Below are 24,862 nucleotides of genomic sequence, written 5' to 3'. Positions count from 1 at the left end.
AAGAAAAGCCCCCTGTGGGTAACGCTGCTGGGCTGGACCTGCGCCATCGTGCTGTTCTTCCCCATCTTCTGGGTGGCGGTGACGGCTTTCAAGACCGAATCTCAGGCCTATACACCCTCGCTGATCTTCCTGCCAACGCTGGACACCTTCCGCGAAGTCTTCAGTCGCAGCCACTACCTGGGCTATGTGCAGAATTCGCTGATCGTCTCGCTGGGCTCGACCCTGCTGTCGCTGCTGCTGGCGGTACCGGCCGCTTACTCGATGGCCTTTTTCCCGACCGGTCGCACGCAGAAGCTGCTGCTGTGGATGCTCTCCACCAAGATGATGCCGGCGGTGGGGGTGCTGATCCCGATCTACCTGCTGGCCAAGAATACCGGCCTGCTCGATACGGTGACTGGCCTGACCATCATCTACACGCTCATCAACCTGCCCATCGCGGTGTGGATGGCCTTCACCTACTTCAATGACGTGCCCAAGGAAATTCTCGAGGCAGCCCGCATCGATGGTGCCAACGCCTGGCAGGAAATGATTTACCTGCTCCTGCCGACGGCCATGCCGGGGCTGGCCTCCACGGCCCTGCTGCTGGTCATCCTGTCGTGGAATGAAGCCTTCTGGAGCCTCAACCTGACCAGCATCGATGCGGCGCCGTTGACGGTCTTCATTGCCTCCTATTCCAATCCGGAAGGATTGTTCTGGGCCAAGCTGTCGGCGGCGTCGCTGCTGGCCATTGCTCCCATCATGGCGCTGGGCTGGCTGGCACAGAAGCAGTTGGTACGCGGCCTGACCTTCGGCGCGGTGAAATGATGATGGTCCGTCAGGCGATCACCCATCTGATCTGCGACTGCGACGGCGTATTGCTCGACAGCGAGAGCATCGCGCTGCGCGTGCTGCATCGTGAATTGCTGCCGCTGCTGCCGGCCTGCAGCGGGGCTGACGACGCGCAGCACGAGGCACAGCGCAGTGCCGCCCTGCATAGCGCCATTGCGCATCGTCTGGGCATGTACACCGACATCCTGCTGGGCGAAGTCGATATGGAATTCGAGCTGGGTCTGGATGCGATCCGCACCGAGCGCATCCATCAGAGCGTGGCGCTGGCCTGCGGCGAAGAAGCGCAGCCGGTGCCGGGCGTGGTCGAGGCCTTGCAGGCGATCCGCCTGCCGCGCGCGGTGGCCAGCAACAGCGACGCACCACGCATCGAGGCGGGCCTGCGTCGCTGCGGTTTGTATTCGCAGTTTGCCGGACGGATCTACAGCGGTCACGATGTGGCCCATCCCAAGCCTGCGCCGGATGTGTATCTCGCCGCCGCCGCCGGATTCGGCGTCGAACCGGCGCGTTGCGTGGCGGTCGATGACAGCGTCACTGGCGTGCGAGCGGCGGTGGCCGCCGGCATGCACGTACTGGGCTTCACCGGCGTGGCGCATGACCGCAAGGCGATGGCGCGCAAACTGAAGGAGGCCGGTGCGCATCAGGTCTTCGAGGACATGAAACAGTTTCCGCAACTGGTGAGTGAATTGATCTGGCTGCGCTGAACAAGCAACAAGCAGCGCGCAGTCCCCCCTACAAGAGAACGAGGAGAATCCCATGGCAGCCGTGAGCATCAGAAATCTGGCCAAGCGCTACGACGACAACGAAGTCATGCGCGACATCAATCTGGATATCGAGGATGGCGAATTCGTCGTCTTCGTCGGTCCCTCGGGCTGCGGCAAGTCGACCTTGCTGCGCATGATCGCAGGACTCGAAGAGATCAGCGATGGCGACCTCGACATCGGCACCCGCCGCATGAACGACGTACCCGCCTCCAAGCGCGGCGTGGCCATGGTGTTCCAGTCCTATGCGCTGTATCCGCACATGAGCCTGTACGACAATATGGCTTTCGGCCTCAAGATCGCCGGCAAGTCCAAGGCCGAGATCGATGCCGCCGTCCAGCATGCGGCGAAGATTCTGCACATCGATCACCTGCTGGACCGCAAGCCCCGTGCGCTCTCCGGCGGCCAACGCCAGCGCGTGGCCATCGGTCGTGCCATCACGCGCCAGCCCAGCGTGTTCCTGTTCGATGAACCGCTGTCTAACCTGGATGCAGCCCTGCGCGTGAAGATGCGCCTGGAATTCGCCAAGCTGCATGATGAACTCAAGACCACCATGATCTACGTCACCCACGACCAGATCGAAGCCATGACCCTGGCCGACAAGATCGTGGTGCTCTCCGAGGGCCGCATCGAACAGGTGGGTTCGCCCCAGCAGCTCTACCACCATCCGGCCAATCGCTTCGTGGCCGGTTTCATCGGTTCGCCCAAGATGAACTTCATCGATGGCAGCGTGGCCGCCATCCAGGCCGAGGGTGTACAGGTGCAGTTGCCCGGTGGCGGCCTGCAATGGGCAGCCGTCGACGGCAGCACGCTGCAGGCGGGCCAGAAGGTCACGCTGGGCGTGCGTCCGGAACATCTCAACATCGCCGAAGGCCAGGCCGCGTTGCAGGCACGCTGCACGGCACTGGAACTGCTGGGCGATTTCTCTTACCTCTATGCGGCCTATGAAGGCAGCGAAGATGCGTTGATCCTGCGGGTTCCCGACAGTCTCGATCCGCCGCATGGCAGCCTCTTGCACCTGGCCGCTGATCCGGCGCGCTGCCACCTGTTCGGTGCCGACGGTCAGGCCTTGCCGCGCCTGGCATCGAGCGGGGCGGCGCAGCGCCAGCATTGACCTCTCCGTACATTCACTTCATCGACAAGGACCAGGCATGACCCGTACCGCCACCTCTCCCGACCAGGACGCCGCTGACAGCCTGACCTGGCTGCACATCGGCGCCGGCTCCTTCCATCGCGCCCACCAGGCGGTCTACCTCAATGCCTTGCGCGAGAGTGGTGCCGACCGTCGCTGGCAACTGGCGCTGGCCAATATCCGCGCCGACATGAGCCCGCTGCTGGAGGCGCTGGCGCGCCAGCAGGGCCAGTACACGCTGGAAACCGTCACGCCCCAGGGTGAGCGCAGCTACCAGCGCATCGCCGCCATCGGCCGCATCCTGCCGTGGGATGCGCAGCTCAAGCAACTGATCGCCGCTGGTGCCGAAGAACGTACCCGCATCATCTCCTTCACCGTGACCGAAGGCGGCTACTACCTCGACCACCACTACCAGCTCGACACCGGCAACCCCGACCTGGCCGATGATCTGCGTTGCGCCCTCGATGGCAGCGGTACGCCCCGCACCATCTACGGCGCGATTGCCGCGATCCTGCGTGCGCGCAGCCAGGCGCATCCGCAAGCGGCCCTGACGCTCCTGAACTGTGACAACCTGCGCCACAATGGCGAGCGTTTTCGTGATGGCCTGCGCCAGTTCCTGAGGCTGCGCGGCGAGACCGCACTGGTGGCCTGGATGGAGGCCAACACCAGCAGCCCGAACGCCATGGTGGACCGCATCACACCCCGCCCAACACCGGCGGTTGCGGCCCGTGTGAAGGAAAAGACAGGTGTCGACGATCCCTGCGCCCTGATGGGCGAGTCCTTCATCCAATGGGTGATCGAAGACGACTTCAAGGCCGGTCGTCCACGCCTGGAGGCGGCGGGTGTGGAGATGGTGCAGTCAGTGCTGCCCTATGAGGAAGCCAAGATCCGCATTCTCAATGCCAGCCATAGCTGCATTGCCTGGGCCGGTACGCTGGTTGGGCTGCAATACATCCACGAGGGCACGCTGCGCGACGATATCGGCCAGATGGCGCATGACTACGTAACGCAGGACGTGATCCCCTGTCTCACGCCCAGCCCCATCGACCTGGCGGCGTACCGCGATACGACGCTGGCGCGCTTCTCCAACCCGGCCATCCAGGACACCAACCAGCGCGTGGCCGCCGATGGCTATTCCAAGATCCCCGGCTTCATCCGTCCGACCTTGCAGGAGAGCCTCGATGCGGGCCGTCATCCGCAGGCCACCGCCATGCTGCCAGCCCTGTTCCTGGCCTTCCTGCAGCGCTGGGCGGCTGGCCAGCTGCCTTACGAATACCAGGACGGCATCTTCGATGCTGCCGCTGCGCGCCGCATGCTGGAGGCCGAGGATGTCGTGCTGGCCTTCTGTCAGGATGCCGTGCTGTGGGGTGAACTGGCCGGTGATGCGCGGCTGGTGGCCCTGGTGCGCACGGCCCATGAGCGCGTGCAGCAGTGGCTGACGCAGGCGCGCTGAGGCTGCCCTTTGCAGGCGAGGCAGCATAGAATTGCCGTTCCGTGACGGATAACGAATAACGAGGAGCACCATGTATCTTGGGATCGACCTGGGTACGTCCGAGGTCAAGGCGGTGGTGATTGACGACGCGGGCGCGCTGCTGGCATTGGCCGGAAGTACGCTGAGCGTCTCGCGCCCGCATCCGCGCTGGTCCGAGCAGAACCCTGCCGATTGGTGGCAGGCCACCTGTGCCACCGTGGACAAGCTGCGCGAGCAGCTCGGCAGTGAGCGTTTCGGCAGCATCCGCGCCATTGGCCTGTCGGGTCAGATGCACGGGGCGGTGTTGCTGGATGCGCAGGATGCCGTGCTGCGTCCGGCCATCCTCTGGAGCGATTCGCGCAGTGCTCCTGAATGCGCCGAGCTGGAACGCCGCGCGCCGCGCCTGCATGGCATCGCCGGTAACCTGGCCATGCCGGGCTTCACCGCGCCCAAGCTGCTATGGGTGGCGCGGCATGAGCCGCAGCTGTTTGCGCGCATCGCTACCGTGCTGCTGCCCAAGGATTGGCTGCGTTTGATGATGACCGGTGGCAAGGTCTCCGATCCGTCGGATGCGGCGGGCACGCTGTGGCTGGATGTGGAAGGACGCAACTGGTCCGATGAATTGCTGGCCGCCTCGGGCATGCGGCGCGACCAGATGCCCATGCTGGTCGATGGCAGTGCAGTGTCCGGTACGTTGTTGCCGGAAGTGGCGCAGGCGTGGGGGCTGGATGCGGACGTCATCGTTGCTGGTGGTGCTGGCGATGGTGCGGCCAGTGCGGTCGGGATCGGTGCAGTCAGGCCGGGTGATGGCTTCCTTTCGCTGGGCACCTCGGGCGTGCTGTTCGTGGTCAATGACCGCTTCCGCCCGAATCCAGGACGCGCGATTCACGCCTTCTGTCATACGCTGCCGCAGCGCTGGCACCAGATGAGCGTGATGCTTTCGGCGGCCAGTTGCCTGCGCTGGTTCTGCCGTCTGTGTTCGGTGGACGAGAAAAGCCTGCTGGCCGAGATCGAGCAACTCGATGAAGAAGCGCGCAACAATGCCCCATTGTTCCTGCCGTATCTCTCGGGCGAGCGCACCCCCCACAATGATCCCTATGCGACCGGCGTCTTCCACGGGCTGACCCCGGAACACCAGCGTGCCGCCCTCGGTTATGCGGTACTCGAGGGCGTGGCCTTCGGCATGGTGGATGGGTTGGATGCACTGCGTGCAGCGGGCACGGATGTGGCCGAATTGTCGCTGGTAGGGGGTGGAGCGCGTAGCGTCTATTGGGCACAATTGCTCGCCGATGCGCTGGAGGTCCGCATCGTCACGCACGTGGGTAGTGAAGCCGGTGGTGCGCTGGGTGCGGCACGGCTGGCCTGGCTGGCCGATGGGGGGGACGAAGCCGAGGTCTGCCGCAAACCGGCCCGGCAGGCGCTGTACCAGCCGGATGCGGCAAGGCATGCGGCCCTGCAGGTGCGCTTGCAACGCTATCGGGCCATCTATGCGCCGTTTGCACCCTTGCACGGGGAGGGCCCTTAACTTCAATCAGAGGAGAGATATGCAGGTCATCGAATGCAGTGAAGCCCAGCTCGATATCCTGGCCAGCTTGTTCAACGACTACCGAATCTTCTATGAATATCAGGACGACTTGCCGGCATGTCGTCACTTTCTGGAAGAGAACTTGCGATTGCGTCGGTCTTCGATGTTCTTGTTGATCGATGACGCGGGAAACGCGATTGCTTTCGCGCAGTGCTATCCCGCAACTTGTTCACTGAGCATGCGCCCTTACCAGTATCTTTCCGATCTGTATGTCATCCACAGTGCGCGCCAGCAAGGCCATGGCCGCACGCTGATGAAGTATCTCCGCGATCACTTCAGCGCGCGGGGGGCGCAAAGGATCACGCTCGATACCGCTACGACCAACTTGACCGCCCAGCGACTTTACGAAGCGCTGGGCTATGAGCGGGAGCAGGTCTATATCACTTATCACCAGGTGCTGGCGGGAGCTGCACAGCCCTGAGCGAGCCCGTCGCTACAGATCCGCTATCCGGGTGTAGCGTCTCATCGCCGCTTGAACTTGAACACCGAAATCGCCTGCAGCAGACGCATGGTCTGCTCTTCCAGGCTGGTGGCGGCGGCCGCCGCTTCTTCCACCAGCGAGGCATTCTGCTGGGTGCTGGCATCCATCTGCGTGATGGCTTCGTGCACCTGGTTGATGCCCGCGCTCTGCTGCTGGGTCGCTTCGTTGATCTCGCTCATGATGCCCGAGACCCGCTGCACCGACGCCACGATGTCGCGCATGGTGCTGCTGGCCTGCTCGACCTGGCGGTTGCCTACTTCCACCTTGGCTACCGAGTCGTCGATCAACTGCTTGATCTCCTTGGCCGCTGCCGCCGAGCGCTGCGCCAGCATGCGCACTTCCGAGGCCACCACGGCAAAGCCGCGGCCCTGCTCGCCGGCACGCGCTGCTTCCACGGCGGCGTTGAGCGCCAGAATGTTGGTCTGGAAGGCGATGCTGTCGATGAGGCCAATGATGTCGACGATCTTGTTGGAGGATTCGCTGATCTCGTTCATCGTCGTGCCGGTGCTGGCCACGGCATCGCCACCGCGCATGGCAATGGCCGATGCGGTGCCGGCCAGCTCGTTGGCCTGGCCCGCGTGATCGGCATTCTGGCGCACCGTCCCGGCCAGCTGGTGCATGCTCGACGCGGTTTCTTCGAGGTTGGCCGCCTGCTGTTCGGTCCGGCGCGACAGGTCCATGTTGCCGGTAGCGATTTCGCGCGTGGCCAGGTTGATGGTCTCGACGTTGGAGCGCACGTCGCCGATGATGGCAGTCAGATTTACATTCATCTGGCGCAGCGAGGCCAGCAGGCGCCCCAGCTCATCATGGCGGGCACTCTCGATGTGCACCGAGAGATCGCCACCGGTGATGGCATGCGTAATGTCCAGCGCCTGCTGCAAAGGCTTGATGAGCGCGGCGCGCAGGGCGATCCACTGCACCACCGACAGCAGTGCCGCGGCCGCCGCCAGCGCGCTGATCCACCACTGGTGCAGCGTCATCATGCCGGCCACCACGACCGCGATCTGGATGGACAGCATCACGCCCATGGAAAGATTGAGGCGCGTATTCAACTGCATGCGGCCGAGCTTTCCCAGCCATCCCGCCAGTCCCGTGCGCACCACCTCGCCGCGATGCAGGGCGATCCCCTTGGCCTGACCGCGCCGGATGCGGGCGTAAAGTTGCTCGGCTCCCTCCACGGCTGCGCGTTCAGGCTTGGTCCGCACCGACATGTAGCCGACCACCTGGCCGTTCTCGCGGATGGGCGTGACGTTGGCACGGACCCAGTAATGGTCACCGTTCTTGCTGCGGTTCTTGACCAGCCCGGTCCAGGGCGTACCACCTTTGATCGTGGCCCACATGTCGGCGAAGGCTTCGGACGGCATGTCGGGATGACGGATCAGGTTTTGCGGCGCGCCCAGCAATTCCTCTTCCTCGAAACCGCTGATTTCGATGAAGTAGGGATTGACGTAGGTGATGTTGCCCTGGAGATCGGTCTTGGAAACGATGGCCCGGCCATCGATGAGCAGGCGCTCCTGTCCTGTGACCGGCATGTTCATGCGCATCTGGTACCCCCGTGTAAGAAGCTGTGTGGTGATGGAAAGTCCAACTGGCGGGGGGGCGGTCGAGCAGGCAGCGTTCGCCTTTCCCTTGCGAACGCTTCGAGCCGGGCGCGCCAGGCAGCGACAGCCTGGCGCAGGTCCCGTCTGACGGGAATGAGGCGTCAGTCGGTGGGATTGTCTCCGGATTGCGGGCTGTCGGACCCTCTGCGGGGCTTTCCGAAGACGCTAGTGTAGGTCGGATAGAACGAGCAGTACATGATGACCGTCAATATTATCGAGATCGGCAGCAAAATGAAGAACACCACCGTGATGCTGCCGGTCAGCAGCGTGATGACCATGCTGATGACGGTGGGGACCACGATGGCGATCACGATCCAGGCCAGGCCGTAGAGCAGGAAAGCGCCACCGGCACGGCGTACCGTGAAGAAGCTGTAGAACAGCGCTTTGCCCAGCGGCATCTGCTGCCACATGATCAGGGGCGCCGCGTACCAGAAGGCCATGGCGGCCGGTACATAGAGGGCGGCGGCCACCAGCATGGCCAAGCGCATGCTGCCGGCGGCGCTTTCCAGTTCCTTGGTCGACAGCCCGCCACCCATCATGGCTTTCCAGAAGGTGCCGCCATCGGCCAGTGCCGAGGCTGCCACCACCAGCGTGGCCACCAGCAGGTAGAGCAGGCCGAGTTTCAACAGCGTATTGCGCGCCGGGCTGCGAAAGCCCACCAGCAGCAGGTTGGGGAAGACCCGTTCACCGCGCTCGATCTGGGCGCAGGCCTGCATGAAGGACATCGAGAACAGCGGGATGAGGATCAGCGGCAGCATCTGGCCGAGCACCGGGATGATGCCCAGGGCCAGCATCAGGAACATGTAGGCGAAGAACAGCGTCGAGATCTCGGCCGGTTGTTTTCTGAACAAGGCGAAGCCCTGTTTGACCCAGGACCAGCCGGTGTGTGCGGGGATCTTTTCCATGGTTCCAGTGCTTACAGCGATGGTGGCGCATCCTGGATGCGCAGGCGCAGGATGCGTTCGAAGTGCGTGGGATCATGCGGCGTGAGCATTTCGGCTTCGCGCGGCAGGTAGAAATCGTACAGGCGCGACAGCCAGAAGCGCAGGGCGGCGGCACGCAGCATGGGCTGCCAGGCAATGCGCTCGGCCTCCGAGAACGGACGCACGGCGCGATAGGCGGCCAGCATGGCATCGCTGCGGGTGGTGTCAAGTACGCCCGTGTCCAGGTCGACGCACCAGTCGTTGACGGTCACGGCCAGGTCGAAGAGCCAGGTATCGCAGCCGGCGAAATAGAAATCGAAGATGCCCGAGAGCTGCTCGCCCACGAACATCGCATTGTTGCGGAACAGGTCGGCATGCACCGGACCGCGCGGCAGGGCGCGGTAGTCGGCGGTGGCGGCGAAGTCCTTCTGGTACTGCACTTCACTGGCGAGCAACTGGCCCAGTTCGGTCGGCAGGAAGGGCAGTACGGCCGGGGTGGTCTCCAGCCACCAGGCCAGGCCGCGCAGGTTGGGCTGCAGGATCTTGAAATCCTTGGCTGCCAGGTGCATGCGCGCCAGCATGTCGCCCAGAGCGGCGCAGTGCACCGGTTGCGGGTCCAGCTGGGACTGGCCTTCGAGCTTGCTGACGATGGCCGCCGGCTTGTCGTTGAGCAGACTGACGATGGCGCCCTTGTCGTTGGGCACCGGCGCGGGTACTGGAATGCCGCGTTGTGCCAGGTGGCGCATCAGTTCCAGGTAGAAGGGCAGCTGTTCGATGTGCAGCTTCTCGAACAGGGTGAGTACGTATTCACCGCGCTCCGTGCCGATGAAGAAATTGCTGTTTTCGATGCCCGAGGAGATGCCCTTGATCGAGGTGGCGCGGCCGAGCGGGAATTGTTCAATCCAGTCCGAGAGTTGTTCCAGACTGACCGGTGTAAAGACTGCCATGACGAAAATGAAAAGAGGGTACTGGCTGAGGCGCATTGCCGACAGGTCCGGCAGCTGCGCGAGGCAGGCGGCAGATACGCCGACCTTCCTGTTCCTGGACCGGCCGCGCAGTGCGGCCGGCTAACGTGGTAGTGCATGCGCCCTTCACCGCAGGGGCAAGGGCGCGATCACGGGATCACTTCTTGGTGGTGTCGTCGGTTTCGCCTTGCTGGGGCTTTTTCACGCCCCAGTCGAACTCGCCGACCTTCCACTGGGCCGAGCTGGGTGGCGGGCTTTGTGCATCGCCGGGGGTGGAGCCGCCCAGTTGCGGATTGGGGCGGATGTAATAGGTGCTGGGGCCGGACTTGACCTCGATTTCCTTGGTCTGGCCGTGGTCACGGCGTTCCTTGATGCTGTTGCCCTGATTGCGGCTGTCTTCGCCGGGCTTGCGGATGGTCACGGCTGGCGGTTCGCCTTCTTCCAGCTTCTCCAGTTCGGGCGGCGGCGGAGCGGGCTGGGCAGCCAGGCCAGCGGGCGGGGTTTGCGCCAGGGCCAGCGGCGCGGCCAGGCCAGCCGATGCGCACAGCAGCAGCGCTGCCAGGGACTCTTTGAACCGGAGTTGGGATGGTTTCATGATCTTGTGAAGAAAAAGGGGGTGTCGTTTTCTTCATTGTAGCAAACCATCAAGGTCTGGCCCTCGCGTTTCTTCACAGGAATGGTTAATTGGACAACGTTCTGATGCGAGCACGTGCGCTGGTTTGCACAGTACCCTGCCGCCGACGCTAGTCCAGCAGCGGGATGCGGGTACTGAGCCAGTCTGCCAGGGTGGGCGGCATGGGGACGACCTTGACGAAATCTTCATCTTCGCCTTCGCTGGCATCGAAGTAGGCGAAGTGGTCGCGTGCATAGTCCAGCAGCACGGGGTAGGGGCCGCCCCATCGCACGGTGAAGTAACGTACTGCGCGCCATTCGCCCTTTTCATCGAAGATGCGCAGGCGGATGTGGTCGCGCCGGTCGGCATCGCTGCCGCTGCCGCACAATTCAATGCGAAACTGTTCGCCCCGGTACTCGCGCAGGCCGCCATTGAGCTTCTGGGTGTACATCTCGCATTGCCGGTAGTGCGGGCGGGTAGTGGTGACCAGCGCGATGGCCACGCCATAGCTCATCAACAGCATGTAGAGCAGGGTGGTGGTCTGGTAGGCCGGACGCCAGCGCGGCTTGGCCAGCACGATGACGCGGCCCATACCGTAGTAGAAGGCCGCCAGGGTGATGCTCATGAGCCCGGCCGTCAGCCAGTAGAGCGCCTCCCGATGCTGCAGCAGGGCGGCCCGTCCGGGGTGGAGTCCCCATTCGTGCAGGATCGCCGGCGGCAGCAACAGCATGGCTACACCCGCGGCGATCGGCACCAGGCTCAGGAACAGCCCGGCGTAGAGCGTACTCAAGAGCAGCTGGGTAAGGTAGACGCGGGCGACCGGCATGATGGTACAAGGGGAAAATGAAATGAATCTTCACGTAGTTGCCTTGCATCATGAATTCTCACGCGGTCGTTTCAAATCGTACGTTGGTGAGGGAAGTGAAGATTTTTGCACTCATGGGGGGTGAGCGGCTTGTGGGAGGTGACGTTTAGGCGGGGGTGGTATTGGCGTATGAGGGGGGATGTGAAATGTCAGGCATTTTTCCGCCCGCTGCCATTGAGTTTCCGAGTAATCAGGGCGCATTGAGCGAAGTGTGGTGCAAAGACGCCGGCAATCTCAGGATGAGTGCCGACAGCGAGGCGGCGCAGCTACAGACGAGCGGTGAAGTGACATTTTTATGTTGACGATTGCACCCGCCCAGATTGGAAAGAAGTTGAAAGAAGTCGTATTGCATGCCAGCTGTAATGCTTACCGCAACAAAGGTAAACAGAGGTATTGACGTGCTGAGGCGATCACCCCAAGGTGGAGGCATGAAGAGCGTCTTCTCATAGTCAGGGTCGTCGACGTCGAAATATCGGATGCGATCATTTAAAGAGTGACGAGAACAGGCCCTGGTTGTTGCTTTCTTCCTGCAAACGCTCAAAAAACAAGCGGGCGAAACGCTCTCACGTCCCGCCCGCATGGAGGAAGACTACAACCGCAGCCGCTTACAGATACATCCCGCTCTGCCGCTCTGCTTCCTGCTGGGTTTCCGCCGCCTTGTCCTTCTCGGCGTGGAATTTCTGGATCGCTGCCAGCACTTCCGCAGGCTCGTCGATCACCTGCAGCAGGTTGACATCCTTGGGCGAGATCATGCCATCGTCCACCAGACGAGTCTTGATCCAGTCCACCAGACCGGCCCAGAATTCGCTACCCACCAGGATCACCGGCATCATGCGCGACTTGCCGGTCTGCATGAGGGTCAGCGCTTCGGTCAGTTCATCGAGCGTGCCGAAGCCGCCCGGCAAGACCACATAGGCATCGGCATACTTGACGAACGCCACCTTGCGCGCGAAGAAGTGACGGAAGGACAGTGAGATATCCTGCCACGCATTACCGTGCTGTTCGTGCGGCAGTTCGATGTTCAGGCCCACCGAGGGCGAGGCACCTTCGTAGGCGCCCTTGTTGGCCGCCTCCATGATGCCGGGGCCGCCACCGGAGATGACGGCATAGCCGGCGTCGGAGATCAGACGGGCGATCTCCACACACAGTTGATAATGGGGATTGTCGGGCTTGATCCGGGCAGAACCGAAGATGGAAACGGCAGGACGCAGCTCGGAGAGACGTTCGGTCGATTCGATGAATTCTGCCATAATCGTGAGTACATGCCACGACTCGCGCGCCTTCTTGGCCGTCGCGCGTTCGATGTCCCCCACCTCCCGCAGACGCGGGACATTTTTTCCTCTCTGTTCCATATGCAAAAAACCTTGTTGTTAGTTGATGGTTCCAGTTACCTCTATCGTGCATTCCATGCCCTGCCCGATATGCGTAACGCGGAAGGCGCGCCCACCGGTGCGCTCTACGGCATCATCAATATGCTGCGCCGACTGCGCAACGATTATCCCGCAAGTTACGTGGCCTGTGTGTTCGATGCCAAGGGCAAGACTTTCCGTGATGATCTCTATCCCGACTACAAGGCCACCCGCAAATCCATGCCGGAAGACCTGGCATTGCAGATCGAACCGATCCACGCCGCCGTGCGCGCCCTGGGCTGGCCGATCCTGATGGTCGAGGGCATCGAGGCCGATGACGTCATCGGTACGCTCTCCGTACAAGCCACCGCCGCCGGCCTCGACACCATCGTCTCCACCGGCGACAAGGACATGGCCCAACTGGTCAACGAACACGTGACCTTGGTCAACACGATGAGCAATGAAGTTCTCGACATTGCCGGCGTGACCGCCAAATTCGGCGTGCCGCCCGAGCGCATCGTCGATTATCTGAGCCTCATCGGTGACACCGTCGACAACGTGCCCGGCGTCGAGAAGTGCGGCCCCAAGACCGCCGTGAAGTGGCTCACCGCCTATGGCTCGCTCGATGGCGTCATGGCCAATGCCGACAAGATCACCGGCGTGGTCGGCGAGAACTTGCGCCGTGCCTTGGACTGGCTGCCACAAGGCCGCGTACTGGTGACGGTCAAGACCGATTGCGACCTGTCGGCGCACATGAAGTCCATCCTCGAATCGCTGACCATGCAGCCGGTCGACAAGGAAGTGCTCAAGGATCTCTTCACCCGCTACAACTTCCGCACCTGGCTGCGCGAGCTGGGCGAGGGCAGCGAGCCCACTGGTGCCAAGGCCCCGCTGGTCGGTGCCAGTGCCGCAGCGGCACTGGAAACGCCGGCCCAGGGTGGCCTCTTTGCCGCCGCGCCCAAGGTCGAGTACGAGACCGTGCTCACCGATGCGCAGCTGGATCAGTGGATCACCGCCATCAACGCCGCCGAGCTGACCGCCGTCGATACCGAGACCACCTCGCTGGACGCGATGCAAGCCGAGCTGGTCGGCATCTCGCTGTGCTGCGAGCCGGGCCGTGCTGCCTACATTCCGGTGGCGCACAGCTACCAGGATGCCCCCGCACAATTGTCGCGCGAACACGTGCTGGCCAAACTGAAGCCCTGGCTGGAAGACGCCAGCAAGCCCAAGCTCGGCCAGCATCTGAAATACGACAGTCACATCTTCGCCAACTACGGCATCCGTCTTGCAGGCATCAAGCACGATACGCTGCTGGAATCCTACGTCTTCGAATCGCATCGTCCGCACGACATGGACAGCCTGGCCGCGCGTCACCTGGAGCGCAAGACCATCACCTATGCCGAGGTATGCGGCAAGGGCGCTTCCCAGATAGGCTTCAATGAAGTGGCCATCGAGCGCGCCACCGAATATGCCGCCGAAGATGCCGAGGTCACGCTGGCGCTGCATCAGGCCATGTGGCCGCAGATCGAGCATGATGAGAAACTGCGCTTCATCTACGAGAAGATCGAAGTCCCGACCTCGGTGGTACTGCAGAAGATCGAGCGCAATGGCGTGCTGATCGACAGCGACCGTCTGGGCCAGCAATCGCACGATCTTGGCAAGCGGATGCTGGAAATCGAACAGCAGGCCTACGATCTGGCCGGTCAGCCCTTCAATCTGAATTCGCCCAAGCAACTGGGCGAGATCCTGTTCGGCAAGCTGGAACTGCCGGTGGTCAAGAAGACCGCCTCCGGCGCGCCGTCCACCGATGAAGAAGTATTGCAGAAACTGGCCGAGGATTATCCGCTGCCCAAGGTGCTGCTGGACTATCGCGGCCTGGCCAAGCTCAAGTCCACCTATACCGACAAGCTGCCCAAGATGATCAATCCGGCCACCGGTCGCGTGCATACCAATTACGCGCAGGCCGTGGCGGTGACCGGCCGTCTGTCCTCCAACGAGCCCAACCTGCAGAACATCCCGATCCGTACCGCGGAAGGTCGTCGCATCCGCGAAGCCTTCGTTGCGCCTGAAGGCAGCGTGATCGTCTCGGCCGACTATTCGCAGATCGAGCTGCGCATCATGGCGCATATCTCGGAAGACGAGAACATGTTGAAGGCCTTCGCCAACAACGAAGACATCCACAAGGCGACCGCCGCCGAAATCTTCGGCATCGCGCCCGAGCAGGTCGAGTCCGAGCAGCGCCGCTATGCCAAGGTCATCAACTTCGGCTTGATCTACGGCATGAGCGCCTTTGGCCTGGCCGGCAACCTGGGCATCGAACGTTCGGCGGCGCAGATGTACATCGACAAGTACTTCATGCGCTTCTCGGGCGTGAAGCGCTATATGGATGAAACACGCCTGCAGGCCAAGGCGCGCGGCTATGTGGAAACCGTCTTCGGGCGTCGTCTGTGGCTGCCCGAGATCAACTCCCCCAACGGTCCGCGCCGCCAGGGCGCCGAGCGCGCGGCGATCAACGCACCCATGCAGGGCACTGCCGCCGACCTCATCAAACTGGCCATGATCGCCGTGCAGGACTGGCTGGAATCGACCGGCATGCACAGCCGCATGATCATGCAGGTGCACGATGAACTGGTGCTGGAAGTGCCGCAACAGGAGCTGGACAGGGTGCGTGAAAAGCTGCCGGAATTGATGAAAAATGTTGCGGAGTTGAAAGTTCCCTTGCTTGCCGAGGTCGGAATCGGTAAGAATTGGGACGAAGCGCATTAATCTTCACATCCGTGTCATGATCAAGCGGTTTTCCCCCGCGCGACAGTGCGGGGACCTGAACGATTAGGCAAAAAAGCAAGATTGACAGAACGGCAAGCTGACGTCGCGACCGGGCCGAGACCGGTCGTACACGTCAGCAGGCGTCAGCAACGCCGGCCAAGTCGACACCTGAATCACAAGACAAGCAGGATCGCGTCACAACCGCAGACCGACGAAGACGGGATGACGCGCTGGGTGGAACCGGACCGGGTCCGGGCAACCGAGGCTGAGGCAGGCAGGCAGGGGACAAACACATTCACACCTGAGCATGACCGCATGCGGCTCGTGGCTTTCGTCATCTCCGTCTTTCCGTCCGGCCTCCGATGAACACATGGGAGGAGACGTCATGAAGTCTGCAATGAAAGTGGGTACGCGCCTGGGGCTCGGGTTTGCGTTGGTAGTCATGCTGCTGGTGCTGGTGACCGGCTTTGGCATCTTCAACATGCACCAGGTGCAGGGACGCTTCAACCACGTGGTCGAGGTCAAGAATCCCGAGAGCGCGCTGGTCAAGGACATGCTGGAGACCGTCGGTGAGCGCTCCATCTCGCTGCGCAACCTCATGCTGCCGGCCGCGCCTGAGGACGTGGACATCGAGGCGCAATACATCGAAGCCCAGACGCTCAAGTACAGGATGGCCGCGCAGAAGCTGCAACAGTTCTTTGCCGACTCGGCCGATACCAGCGAAGAAGAAAAGGCGGCCCTGCCCAAGATCCAGGCGCAGGCCACCAAGGCCGAGAAGCTGATCAACGAGGCGGTCGAGTTCGGCAAGCGCCGCGAAGCCTATGAGCTGGCGCAATTCCTGAAGGAGCAATACCTGCCGGTGCAGAAATCCTGGCAGGTTGAACTCAAGGCCCTGGCCGCGCTGGAAGACAAGCTCAACCGCGAAGCCGCCGACAGCAGTGCCGCCGCCTATGCCCGTGCGCGCTTGCTGATGCTGATCATCAGCGCCGTTGGTGTGGTGAGCGCGATCCTGGCAGCGCTGTGGATCACGCGCCAGATCCTGCGCAAGCTGGGCGGCGAACCGGACTACGCCGTGCAGATCGCCGGACAGATTGCCGAAGGCGACCTGGCCGTGGTGATCGATACCCGCGCCGGCGACAACGACAGCCTGCTGGCGGCCATGCGGGTCATGCGCGACAAGCTCGCAGCCATCGTGGCCGAGGTGCGGCGCGGTTCGGAAACCATCACCACCGCCTCCACCGAAATCGCGCGCGGCAACCTCGACTTGTCGGGTCGTACCGAGCAGCAGGCCGGGGCGCTGGAAGAGACTGCCTCTTCGATGGAGCAGCTCAATTCCACCGTCAAGCAGAATGCCGAGAACGCGCACCAGGCCAACGATCTGGCACTGGCCGCTTCCGATGTCGCGGTGCAGGGCGGCAGTATCGTCTCGCAGGTGGTGGAGACCATGCAGTCGATCAATGCGTCTTCGCAGAAGGTGGCCGACATCGTCAGCGTGATCGACGGCATCGCCTTCCAGACCAACATCCTCGCACTCAACGCCGCGGTGGAAGCGGCGCGCGCAGGCGAGCAGGGACGAGGTTTTGCGGTGGTGGCGTCCGAAGTGCGTTCGCTGGCGCAGCGCTCAGCCTCGGCGGCCAAGGAAATCAAGGTGCTCATCGGCGATTCGGTGGGCAAGGTGGAAAATGGCAGCAAGCTGGTCGAACAGGCCGGCAGCACCATGACCGAGATCGTCACCAGCATTCGCCGCGTGACCGACGTGATGACCGAGATCACCCACGCCAACCGCGAGCAGAGCAGCGGTATCGAGCAGGTCAACGAAGCCATCATCCAGATCGACGACATGACGCAGCAGAATGCCGCCCTGGTCGAGCAGGCTGCAGCGGCGGCCCGCTCGCTGCAGGAACAGGCGGCTGGATTGCAGCAGTTGGTGAGCGTGTTCCGCATCGATGCGGCGCAGGCGCAGGTGGCTTCCTCCGCGCGCGCCCGGGCTGCCGCAACCGAGCACGTCATCGACGTGACTCCCGCTGCCCCCGAGCTGCCGCCCGGCAACCCGGCGCTGGCCGTGCAAGGCTGAGGCATCATCAACGCGTAGCGCCGATTGCGGTTAGACTCGGGCTAGGGATGAGCGGGCGCGCACGGCGTGCCGGCCCGTCAGGTGTCCTGTTCCAGGGAAGCGGTCTGCAAGGGCCGCTTTTTCATGCGCGCCTTCTCGCCCCGCATCACTTCCACCACAACGAGGCCATGTGCCACCAAGATGGAGAACCCGATGAACGACTTTCGCAATGATGTCGACAGCCTGCTGGGCCAGAGTACCCTGAGCGGCAACGCTGACCGCCGCACTTTCCTCAAGACCGCCCTGGGCACCGGCTTTGCCGCCGCCGTGCTGCCGGTGTGCGCGCAGACCATGATCAAGACCGATACCCAGGGCCTCACCGCCGGCGAGGTCTCCATCGAGGTCAACGGCCAGCGCGTGCCGGCCTATCGTGCCCAGCCCGAGGGCAAGACCGGTCTGCCGGTCATCATCGTGGTCTCCGAGATATTCGGCGTGCATGAGCACATCGCCGATATCGCGCGCCGTTTCGCCAAGCTGGGTTATCTGGCCATCGCACCGGATTTCTTCGTGCGCCAGGGTAATCCCATGGCCTATACCTCCATTGCCGAACTGCAGAAGGAAATCATTTCCAAGGTGCCCGATGCCCAGGTCATGGGGGATATCGATGCCTACGTCAAATGGGCCGGCGAAAACGGCGGCGACCTCAAGCGCCTGGGCATCAACGGCTTCTGCTGGGGGGGCCGCATCGTCTGGCTTTACAGCGCCCACAATCCCAAGGTCAAGGCCGGGGCCGCCTGGTACGGCCGCCTGGTGGGCGACAGGACCGCTCTGTTCCCGCAGCAGCCCATCGATATCGCGGCCACCCTCAAGACGCCGGTCATCGGCCTGTACGGTGGCAAGGACCAGGGTATCCCGGTCTCCACCGTGGAGCAGATGAAGGAAGCCCTGCAGAAGGCCGGCAACAAGTCGGAATTCCACGTCTACATGAATTCCGGCCATGCCTTCAACGCCGATTACCGCCCCAGCTATGTGGAAGCCGATGCCAAGGATGCGTGGAGCAAGGTGGTGGCCTTCTTCAAGCAGCATGGCGTGGCCTGATGCCGATGCCATAAACCGGAGGGGCTTCTTCTTGGTGCGCCTCTGATGCAGATCAAGGCAGGGCGCACCAAGATGTGCAGCTTGCAGGTGAGGGGACGGTATTTTCCGTCCCTTTTTCATTGATGCACGGAAAAATCACATGGGTTTGCGGCATCTCCGGCCTTGGCACGCCGTTTGCTAAACAAGGCAGTGAGTAGAAGCGGCTAGCAGTCGGTAACGAATCCACTTACCTTCTTGCGGGGCATTGCTCGTGACGCCATCGGAACGCTCCGATGGTCCCTCTGTTTCGACAGGACACGAGACCATGCACATTGCCCGCGCGCCCTTTCTTTTTTCCTCGCCGCTTCGCGCGGCATTCCAGCTGCTTCGCTTTTCGATTCGCCTTTCTCGTGGTGCCCGCAGTCGAGGTGCGCGATGAATGCCGTGCGCGATCGTTTCGATGGCAGCGCCACCACCACTTTGATGTTGCGGGTGAGGGCAGTGCGTCAGGCTGCCGAGGATATCCGTCTGTTTGAACTGGTGTCGCTGGAGGGCGCGGCGCTGCCACCCTGGACGCCGGGCGCGCATGTGCGCCTGCATCTGCGGGATGGACTGGTGCGCGCCTATTCGCTCTGCAATACTGCGCAACAGCGCGACTGCTACGTGATTGCCGTCAAGCGCGAGGCTGCTTCGCGCGGGGGTTCCGCCTTCCTGCATGCGCAGGTGCAGGAGGGTACTACGATCAGTGCATCGCCTCCCGTGAATGCCTTCCCCCTCATCGCCGATACGCGCGCGCCGCTGCTGCTGGCCGCCGGCATCGGCATCACGCCACTGCATGCGATGGCCGCCGAGCTGGCCGTGCAAGGCAGGCGGCATCGTCTGCATTACTTTGCACGCAGCCTCGCACACGCCGCTTTCTTTCATGAACTGGCGGCCTGTTCGCAAGGCATGTCGCTGCACCTGGGCCTGGACGGGGTCGAGACCGAGCGCGCCTTGGCCGCATCACTGGCAGCCGTGCCGCCTTCGTCCCCGCTCTACGTGTGCGGACCTTCACCCTTCATCGAGGCTGCACGCCGCCACGCCCGACTGGCAGGCTGGCACGAGCAGGACATTCACTTCGAACTGTTCGCCGCACCCGTGAAGCCGTCCGCAAATGCAGATGCAGATGCAGAGGCAGCTCCGCTCAGCGAGGTCGCCGACCGTGCTTTCGAGCTGGTACTGCACCGCTCCGGCCTGCGCTGCGAGGTCGCGCCCGGTCAGAGCATCGTGGCAGCGGCAGCGCGACTGGGCGTGGTGATCGGTACGTCCTGTGGCGAGGGCTTCTGCGGCAGCTGCGAGAGCACCGTACTGGAAGGCCAGCCCCTGCACCGCGACAGTGTGCTCTCGGCCGCCGAGCGCGCCGGTGGCCATCGCGTCCTGCCGTGCGTGTCGCGTTGCGTCGGCCGGCGGCTGGTACTGGATCTGTGATTGGCGAGTGATCAAGGCAAGTTCAACCCACCTGGAGAGGAAGGCGATGAAGAAGCAAGCGATGCAAAAGCGAACATTCCTGCGGCACGTGGCCGCTGTGTGGCTGGGACTGGGCGCAGCAGCCCTGTCGATGCCGGGCCTGGCGCATGCCGAGGACAAGGTCACGCTACTGTCGAACTGGTACGCGCAGGCCGAGCACGGCGGCTTCTACCAGGCGGTGGCCAAGGGTATCTATAAAAAATATGGCATGGATGTGACCATCAAGATGGGTGGCCCGCAGGTCAACAACATGCAGATCCTGGTGGCCGGGCAGGCGGACTTCAGCATGGGCTACGACTTCACCGTGATGAAGGGGATCGAGCAGGGCCTGCCGCTGGTGACCGTGGGCACCTCCTTCCAGTCCGACCTGCAGGGCATGATGACGCATGAGGATGTCACCAGCCTGGGGGACCTGAAGAACAAGACCATTCTGGTCGCCGGCTCCGGCCAGTCGAGCTGGTGGCCATGGCTCAAGGCCAAGTACGGCTATACCGATGCCCAGTCCAGGGCCTATACCTTCAACCTGCAGCCGTTCTTTGCCGACCCCAACATCGCGCAGCAGGCCTATCCGTCATCCGAACTGTTCCAGGCCGACAAGGCGGGCGTGAAGAGCAAGTTCTTCCTCTTTGCCAGCGCAGGTTATCCACCGTATGGCACCACCATCGTGACCTTGCAGAAGACGGTGGCGACCAAGCCCGACCTGGTGCAGCGCTTCGTCAAGGCCACTGCCGAGGGCTGGAAGAGCTACCTGGAAGACCCGGCACCGGCCAATGCGCTCATCAAGGCGGACAACAAGAACATGAGCGACGAACAACTGGCCTATGCCGTCGGCAAACTGAAGGAACTGAAGGTGGTCACCGGTGGCGATGCGGCCAAGATGGGTATCGGCGTGATGACCGACGAGCGCTGGAAGCAGACCTATGACGTCATGGTGGCCACGGGCCTGCTCAAGGCCGGGACCGATTATCACAAGGCCTACACCACCCAGTTCGTCAAGGACATGAAGGTCATGCCCTGAGCTTGCTGATGGTCCGGATGGCTGCCATGTTGCGCAGGCCGGGGCAGCCATCCTTCTTCGCGTGAGGACGCCATGATTCCCTATACACCACCGATGACCGCGCGCCACATTCCGGTGATCGATTTTGCTGACGCGTTTTCTCCCGAGCTGGCCCGCCGCGAGGCGCTGGCCTGGGAGATCCACAAGATCTCGCGTGATGTCGGTTTCTTCTACCTCGTCAACCACGGCGTGCCGCAGGCGCTCATTGAGGGACAGTTCGACTGGGCACGGCGTTTCTTTGCGCTGCCCCTGGCCAGCAAGTCGGCCATCGACATGCGTCACTCTCCCTCCGGCTATGGCTATGAGCGCATGGGGGCGCAGGCGCTGGATGAAGGTTCTCCTGTCGATCTGAAGGAAGGCTTCCAGTTCGGCTTCGACATCGCGCCCGATCATCCTTACGTGCAACGCGGCTTGCTGCGCTACGGCCATAACCTGTGGCCGCACGACTTGCCGGGTTTCCAAGCGCATGCGCGGCGATATTACGAAGCGGTACGCGCGCTGTCCCATCGCCTGCTGGGCGTGATCGCACTGTCGCTGGAGATGCCGGAGGATTTCTTCGAGCCGGTCTTGCAGACACCCATTGCCACCCAGCGCATGCTGCACTATCCGCCGCAACCGGCCGGGGCGCAGCACAACCAGATCGGCGCCGGCGCGCATACCGACTGGGGCCTGGTCACCATCCTCGCGCAGGATGCCATCGGCGGACTGGAGATCTGCAATGCCGATGGTCAGTGGGTGAGCGCGCCACCCATCGATGGCAGCTTCGTGGTCAATATCGGTGACCTGCTGCAGCGGTGGAGCAATGACCTGTATCACAGCAATCCGCATCGCGTTCTCAATGCCGGCAGTGCGCCGCGTTATTCCCTGCCGTTCTTCCAGGATGGCGACCAGGCCGCCGTGGTGGCCTGCCTGCCGAGCTGTTGCAGCACCGAACGACCGGCGCGCCATGCGCCCTGCACCATCGGCGAGTACCTGGAAATGAAGGTGCGGCAGACCTTCGGAGCGGTGGTGGCCTGAACAGATTTTCCGGCGAAGGCGACCGTGTTGGCACGCCGGCCGGACCACTGCGGACCATGATGTCCGCAGTCCAAGCAGAAGGAGCAGCATCATGCTGGTGACCCAACAAAAAGTCTTGCGCAAGTTCTGGTACGCGCTCATGCCCGTCTCGCAATTGAAGGACGGTCCACAGCCCTTCACCCTGCTGGGCGAGAAGCTGGTGGTGTGGCTCAAGGAGGACGGTACGCCCGCCGCCCTGCAGGATCGCTGTTGCCATCGTACGGCGAAGCTGTCGAAAGGCTTCGTGGAGAACGGCAACATCGTCTGCGGTTATCACGGTTGGACCTTCAATGGGCAGGGAGCCTGCGTGCGCGTGCCGCAGAGCGTGGATGGCAGCGTGCCCTCGGGCGCGTGCGTGAAATCGTATTTCTGCAAGGAACGTTACGGCTACGTGTGGGTGGCACTGGAAGAACCGCTGCGCGACATTCCCGATTTCCCCGAAGATGGCGCTCCGGGCTACCGCCGCATCTTCCAGTTCTACGAGCGCTGGGAAACCAGCCCGTTGCGCATGATGGAAAACTCCTTCGACAATTCTCACTTCAGCTACGTGCACCGCGCCACCTTCGGCCTGTACGACCAGCCCAAGCCCGAGAAGTACGAGATCAACGAAACCGATTACGGCTTCGAAGCCGAAACCCGTGTGCCCATCAAGAACGTCCCGGCCAGCCATCGCGTGACCGGCAGCACCGCCGACACCACGGTACGCCACATGTTCAACCGCTGGTATCTGCCCTTCGTGCGCCGCTTCGGCTGCACTTATCCGGAGAGCGGCCGGCACCACATCATCTACAACTGCGCCACGCCCATCGATGACGGCGCCATCATGCTGTCGCAATGGCTGTATCGCAACGATACCGAAGAGCAGTGTTCCGAAGCCGAGCTGATCGCCTGGGATGCGCCCATCCTGGTGGAGGACCGGGAGATCCTGGAGGCCACCGATCCCGACGCCTGCATCGACGTGCGTCGCCGTCAGGAATTCCATATGGCCTCGGACCGTCCGGGTCTCATCATGCGCCGCATGTTGCTGCAATTGCTGGAAGAGCACGGCGAATCCGAAGTGTTCCGCATCCACCCCGCTGCATGAACCCGTCAGGAGATCCCATGGACAGAGATGAACACGCCATGTCGCAGGCCGCGGCATGGGAGCAGGAGAGTGCGGCCGCAGTTGCTGGTGCACCGCCGGTGCTGTCTGCGCAGCGGGTCGAGAAGACCTATCGCAATGGCACCCGTGCGCTCGATGAGGTCAGGCTCGATATCGGACGCGGTGAGTTCGTCTCGCTGCTGGGCCCGTCGGGCTGCGGCAAGAGCACCTTGCTGAAGATGTTTGCCGGGCTGGAAGAGCCCTCCCACGGCCATCTCCGCTGGTGGGGCGGCAACCTGGCCACGGTCGGTACTCCTGAGCGTACCCTGGCCATGGTGTTTCAGGAGGCCACGCTGATGCCATGGGCCACGGTGGAGCAGAATGCACGTCTGCCGCTGGACTTGCGCCAGGTGCCGCGCGCGCAGGCCGATGCGCGCGTGGCCGAGGCGCTCAAGCTGGTCGGCCTGGAAAAATTCCACAAGGTGCTGCCGCGCGAACTCTCGGGCGGCATGCAGATGCGTGCCTCGATCGCCCGTGCGCTGGCGACATCGCCCAACCTGCTGCTCATGGATGAGCCCTTCGGCGCGCTCGATGAATTCACCCGCAACAAGCTCGACGCCGACCTGCGCGATATCTGGAGCCGGCAGGATCTCACCGTGGTCTTCGTCACCCACAGCATCTATGAAGCAGTGTTCCTGTCCTCGCGCGTGATCGTGATGGCGGCCCGCCCCGGTCGGGTGATTGCCGATGTGGCCATCGATGCGCCTGGTCCGCGTGATGAAGCTTTTCGCATTTCGGCGCCCTTCATGCAGTATTGCAAAACTCTTTCGGATTACCTGACGCTGGCCAACCAGCAGGGAGGCGGCCATGAAGCCCAACACTGATCCGCTGATCAATCGTCCCGGTTTCTGGCGCGTGGCCGCGCCCCTGTCCATCGGTATTGCGCTGCTGCTGACCTGGCAGATCGTATGCACGCTGCTGGAGGTGCCGCCTTACCTGGTGCCCACGCCGGTGCTGATCGCCAAGACACTGGTGGCCGATTGGAGCATGCTGATGGATTCGCTGCTGGTGACGTTGAAGATTACCTTCCTGGCCTTCGTGCTGGCGGTGATCCTGGGCGTGGCGATTGCCTTCGTGTTCGTGCAGAGCCGCTTCATCGAAGTGAGTCTGTTCCCCTATGCGATCATCCTGCAGGTCACGCCCATCGTCGCCATTGCGCCGCTGATCATCATCTGGGTCAAGGACACCACGGCGGCGCTGACGGTGTGCGCTACCATCATGGCGCTCTTTCCCATCATCTCCAACACCACGCTGGGACTGCGCAGCGTCAATCCGGGCCTGCTCAACCTGTTCCGGCTGAACAAGGCCACGCGCTGGCAGACCTTGCGGCGTCTGCGCATTCCCAGCGCCCTGCCTTACTTCTTCGGCGGCCTGCGCATTTCCAGCGGGCTGGCGCTGATCGGGGCCGTGGTGGCAGAGTTCGTGGCCGGCACGGGCGGCACTGGTTCGGGGCTGGCCTATCAGATCCTGCAGGCGGGCTTCCAGCTCAACATTCCGCGCCTCTTCGCCGCCTTGCTGCTGATCACGTTGACCGGCATCCTGCTGTTCTGGCTCATGAGCGCGCTTTCCCGCGCCATGCTGGCTGGCTGGCATGAGAGCGAGATGGCATGATGATCCCAACTCAAGGAGCCGAAT

The 24,862-nt window shown here is 62.8% G+C and carries 20 protein-coding genes and 1 pseudogene; 15 read left to right on the top strand and 6 right to left on the bottom strand.

The genetic code is table 11. The features are described from left to right. Positions 1 to 24: 24 nt before the first annotated feature. The 6 genes and pseudogenes from HNO82_RS04270 to HNO82_RS04245 all read left to right on the top strand — a co-directional run. Positions 25 to 804 (top strand): annotated as a pseudogene (locus HNO82_RS04270) (carbohydrate ABC transporter permease); the annotation flags it as partial. Then, positions 804 to 1,529, top strand: coding sequence for an HAD family hydrolase (locus tag HNO82_RS04265; protein ID WP_175342996.1), 726 nt, complete (start codon positions 804 to 806; stop codon positions 1,527 to 1,529). The pseudogene HNO82_RS04270 and the gene HNO82_RS04265, both read left to right, overlap by 1 nt. A gap of 52 nt (positions 1,530 to 1,581) precedes the next feature. Next, positions 1,582 to 2,700, top strand: a complete 1,119-nt coding sequence (locus tag HNO82_RS04260) for an ABC transporter ATP-binding protein (protein WP_008334806.1) — start codon at positions 1,582 to 1,584, stop codon at positions 2,698 to 2,700. A gap of 37 nt (positions 2,701 to 2,737) precedes the next feature. Continuing rightward, complete coding sequence (gene dalD, locus HNO82_RS04255) at positions 2,738 to 4,171, top strand: D-arabinitol 4-dehydrogenase (RefSeq protein ID WP_175342860.1); 1,434 nt, start codon at positions 2,738 to 2,740, stop codon at positions 4,169 to 4,171. Between the two features lie 70 nt (positions 4,172 to 4,241). After that, entirely contained in the window at positions 4,242 to 5,714 is a 1,473-nt protein-coding gene (gene xylB / locus HNO82_RS04250; RefSeq protein ID WP_008334811.1) for a xylulokinase, read from the top strand. A gap of 19 nt (positions 5,715 to 5,733) precedes the next feature. After that, entirely contained in the window at positions 5,734 to 6,195 is a 462-nt protein-coding gene (locus tag HNO82_RS04245) for a GNAT family N-acetyltransferase (protein ID WP_008334812.1), read from the top strand. Positions 6,196 to 6,236: 41 nt separating this feature from the next. Here HNO82_RS04245 and HNO82_RS04240 read toward each other — a convergent pair whose 3' ends face one another. The 6 genes from HNO82_RS04240 to HNO82_RS04215 form a co-directional block, all read right to left on the bottom strand. Next, entirely contained in the window at positions 6,237 to 7,799 is a 1,563-nt protein-coding gene (locus tag HNO82_RS04240; protein WP_175342859.1) for a methyl-accepting chemotaxis protein, read from the bottom strand. Positions 7,800 to 7,957: 158 nt separating this feature from the next. Beyond that, positions 7,958 to 8,761, bottom strand: a complete 804-nt coding sequence (locus HNO82_RS04235; protein WP_175342858.1) for a BPSS1780 family membrane protein — start codon at positions 8,759 to 8,761, stop codon at positions 7,958 to 7,960. An 11-nt stretch (positions 8,762 to 8,772) separates the two neighbouring features. Further along, positions 8,773 to 9,726, bottom strand: a complete 954-nt coding sequence (locus HNO82_RS04230) for a homoserine kinase (protein WP_034351627.1) — start codon at positions 9,724 to 9,726, stop codon at positions 8,773 to 8,775. Between the two features lie 175 nt (positions 9,727 to 9,901). Continuing rightward, a complete protein-coding gene (locus HNO82_RS04225) occupies positions 9,902 to 10,339 on the bottom strand; it encodes a hypothetical protein (protein WP_008334824.1) in 438 nt (145 codons plus the stop codon). A 148-nt stretch (positions 10,340 to 10,487) separates the two neighbouring features. Then, positions 10,488 to 11,183 (bottom strand): hypothetical protein, encoded by a 696-nt coding sequence (locus tag HNO82_RS04220; protein ID WP_175342857.1) that lies wholly within the window; start codon positions 11,181 to 11,183, stop codon positions 10,488 to 10,490. 644 nt (positions 11,184 to 11,827) lie between these two features. Next, complete coding sequence (locus HNO82_RS04215; RefSeq protein WP_175342856.1) at positions 11,828 to 12,574, bottom strand: LOG family protein; 747 nt, start codon at positions 12,572 to 12,574, stop codon at positions 11,828 to 11,830. Between HNO82_RS04215 and polA the strand changes: the two genes are divergently transcribed. The 9 genes from polA to HNO82_RS04170 all read left to right on the top strand — a co-directional run bounded on the left by polA (position 12,575) and on the right by HNO82_RS04170 (position 24,838). Next, positions 12,575 to 15,337 (top strand): DNA polymerase I, encoded by a 2,763-nt coding sequence (gene polA, locus HNO82_RS04210; protein WP_175342855.1) that lies wholly within the window; start codon positions 12,575 to 12,577, stop codon positions 15,335 to 15,337. Positions 15,338 to 15,722: 385 nt separating this feature from the next. Then, the gene (locus tag HNO82_RS04205; protein WP_175342854.1) at positions 15,723 to 17,411 is read left to right on the top strand and encodes a methyl-accepting chemotaxis protein; all 1,689 of its coding nucleotides are present in this window, start codon (positions 15,723 to 15,725) and stop codon (positions 17,409 to 17,411) included. A 192-nt stretch (positions 17,412 to 17,603) separates the two neighbouring features. Further along, on the top strand, positions 17,604 to 18,488 hold the full coding sequence (locus HNO82_RS04200) for a dienelactone hydrolase family protein (protein WP_008334835.1): 885 nt from the start codon (positions 17,604 to 17,606) through the stop codon (positions 18,486 to 18,488). A gap of 414 nt (positions 18,489 to 18,902) precedes the next feature. Further along, positions 18,903 to 19,934: a PDR/VanB family oxidoreductase gene (locus HNO82_RS04195; RefSeq protein WP_175342853.1), complete on the top strand. Its 1,032-nt coding sequence runs from the start codon at positions 18,903 to 18,905 to the stop codon at positions 19,932 to 19,934. Between the two features lie 61 nt (positions 19,935 to 19,995). Further along, positions 19,996 to 20,991: an ABC transporter substrate-binding protein gene (locus HNO82_RS04190; RefSeq protein ID WP_034351783.1), complete on the top strand. Its 996-nt coding sequence runs from the start codon at positions 19,996 to 19,998 to the stop codon at positions 20,989 to 20,991. Between the two features lie 72 nt (positions 20,992 to 21,063). Then, complete coding sequence (locus HNO82_RS04185; protein WP_175342851.1) at positions 21,064 to 22,047, top strand: isopenicillin N synthase family dioxygenase; 984 nt, start codon at positions 21,064 to 21,066, stop codon at positions 22,045 to 22,047. A 91-nt stretch (positions 22,048 to 22,138) separates the two neighbouring features. Further along, positions 22,139 to 23,170, top strand: a complete 1,032-nt coding sequence (locus tag HNO82_RS04180; RefSeq protein ID WP_175342850.1) for an aromatic ring-hydroxylating dioxygenase subunit alpha — start codon at positions 22,139 to 22,141, stop codon at positions 23,168 to 23,170. A gap of 17 nt (positions 23,171 to 23,187) precedes the next feature. Beyond that, complete coding sequence (locus tag HNO82_RS04175; protein ID WP_008334846.1) at positions 23,188 to 24,051, top strand: ABC transporter ATP-binding protein; 864 nt, start codon at positions 23,188 to 23,190, stop codon at positions 24,049 to 24,051. Then, entirely contained in the window at positions 24,035 to 24,838 is an 804-nt protein-coding gene (locus HNO82_RS04170) for an ABC transporter permease (protein WP_008334848.1), read from the top strand. The genes HNO82_RS04175 and HNO82_RS04170 overlap by 17 nt, the downstream gene beginning before the upstream one ends. Positions 24,839 to 24,862 lie beyond the last annotated feature (24 nt).

This window comes from Herbaspirillum sp. C9C3 (assembly GCF_013359625.1).
Lineage (GTDB): Bacteria > Pseudomonadota > Gammaproteobacteria > Burkholderiales > Burkholderiaceae_D > Herbaspirillum.
The sequence above is the reverse complement of the archived record's forward strand: the minus strand, read 5'-3'. Positions and strand labels throughout refer to the sequence as shown.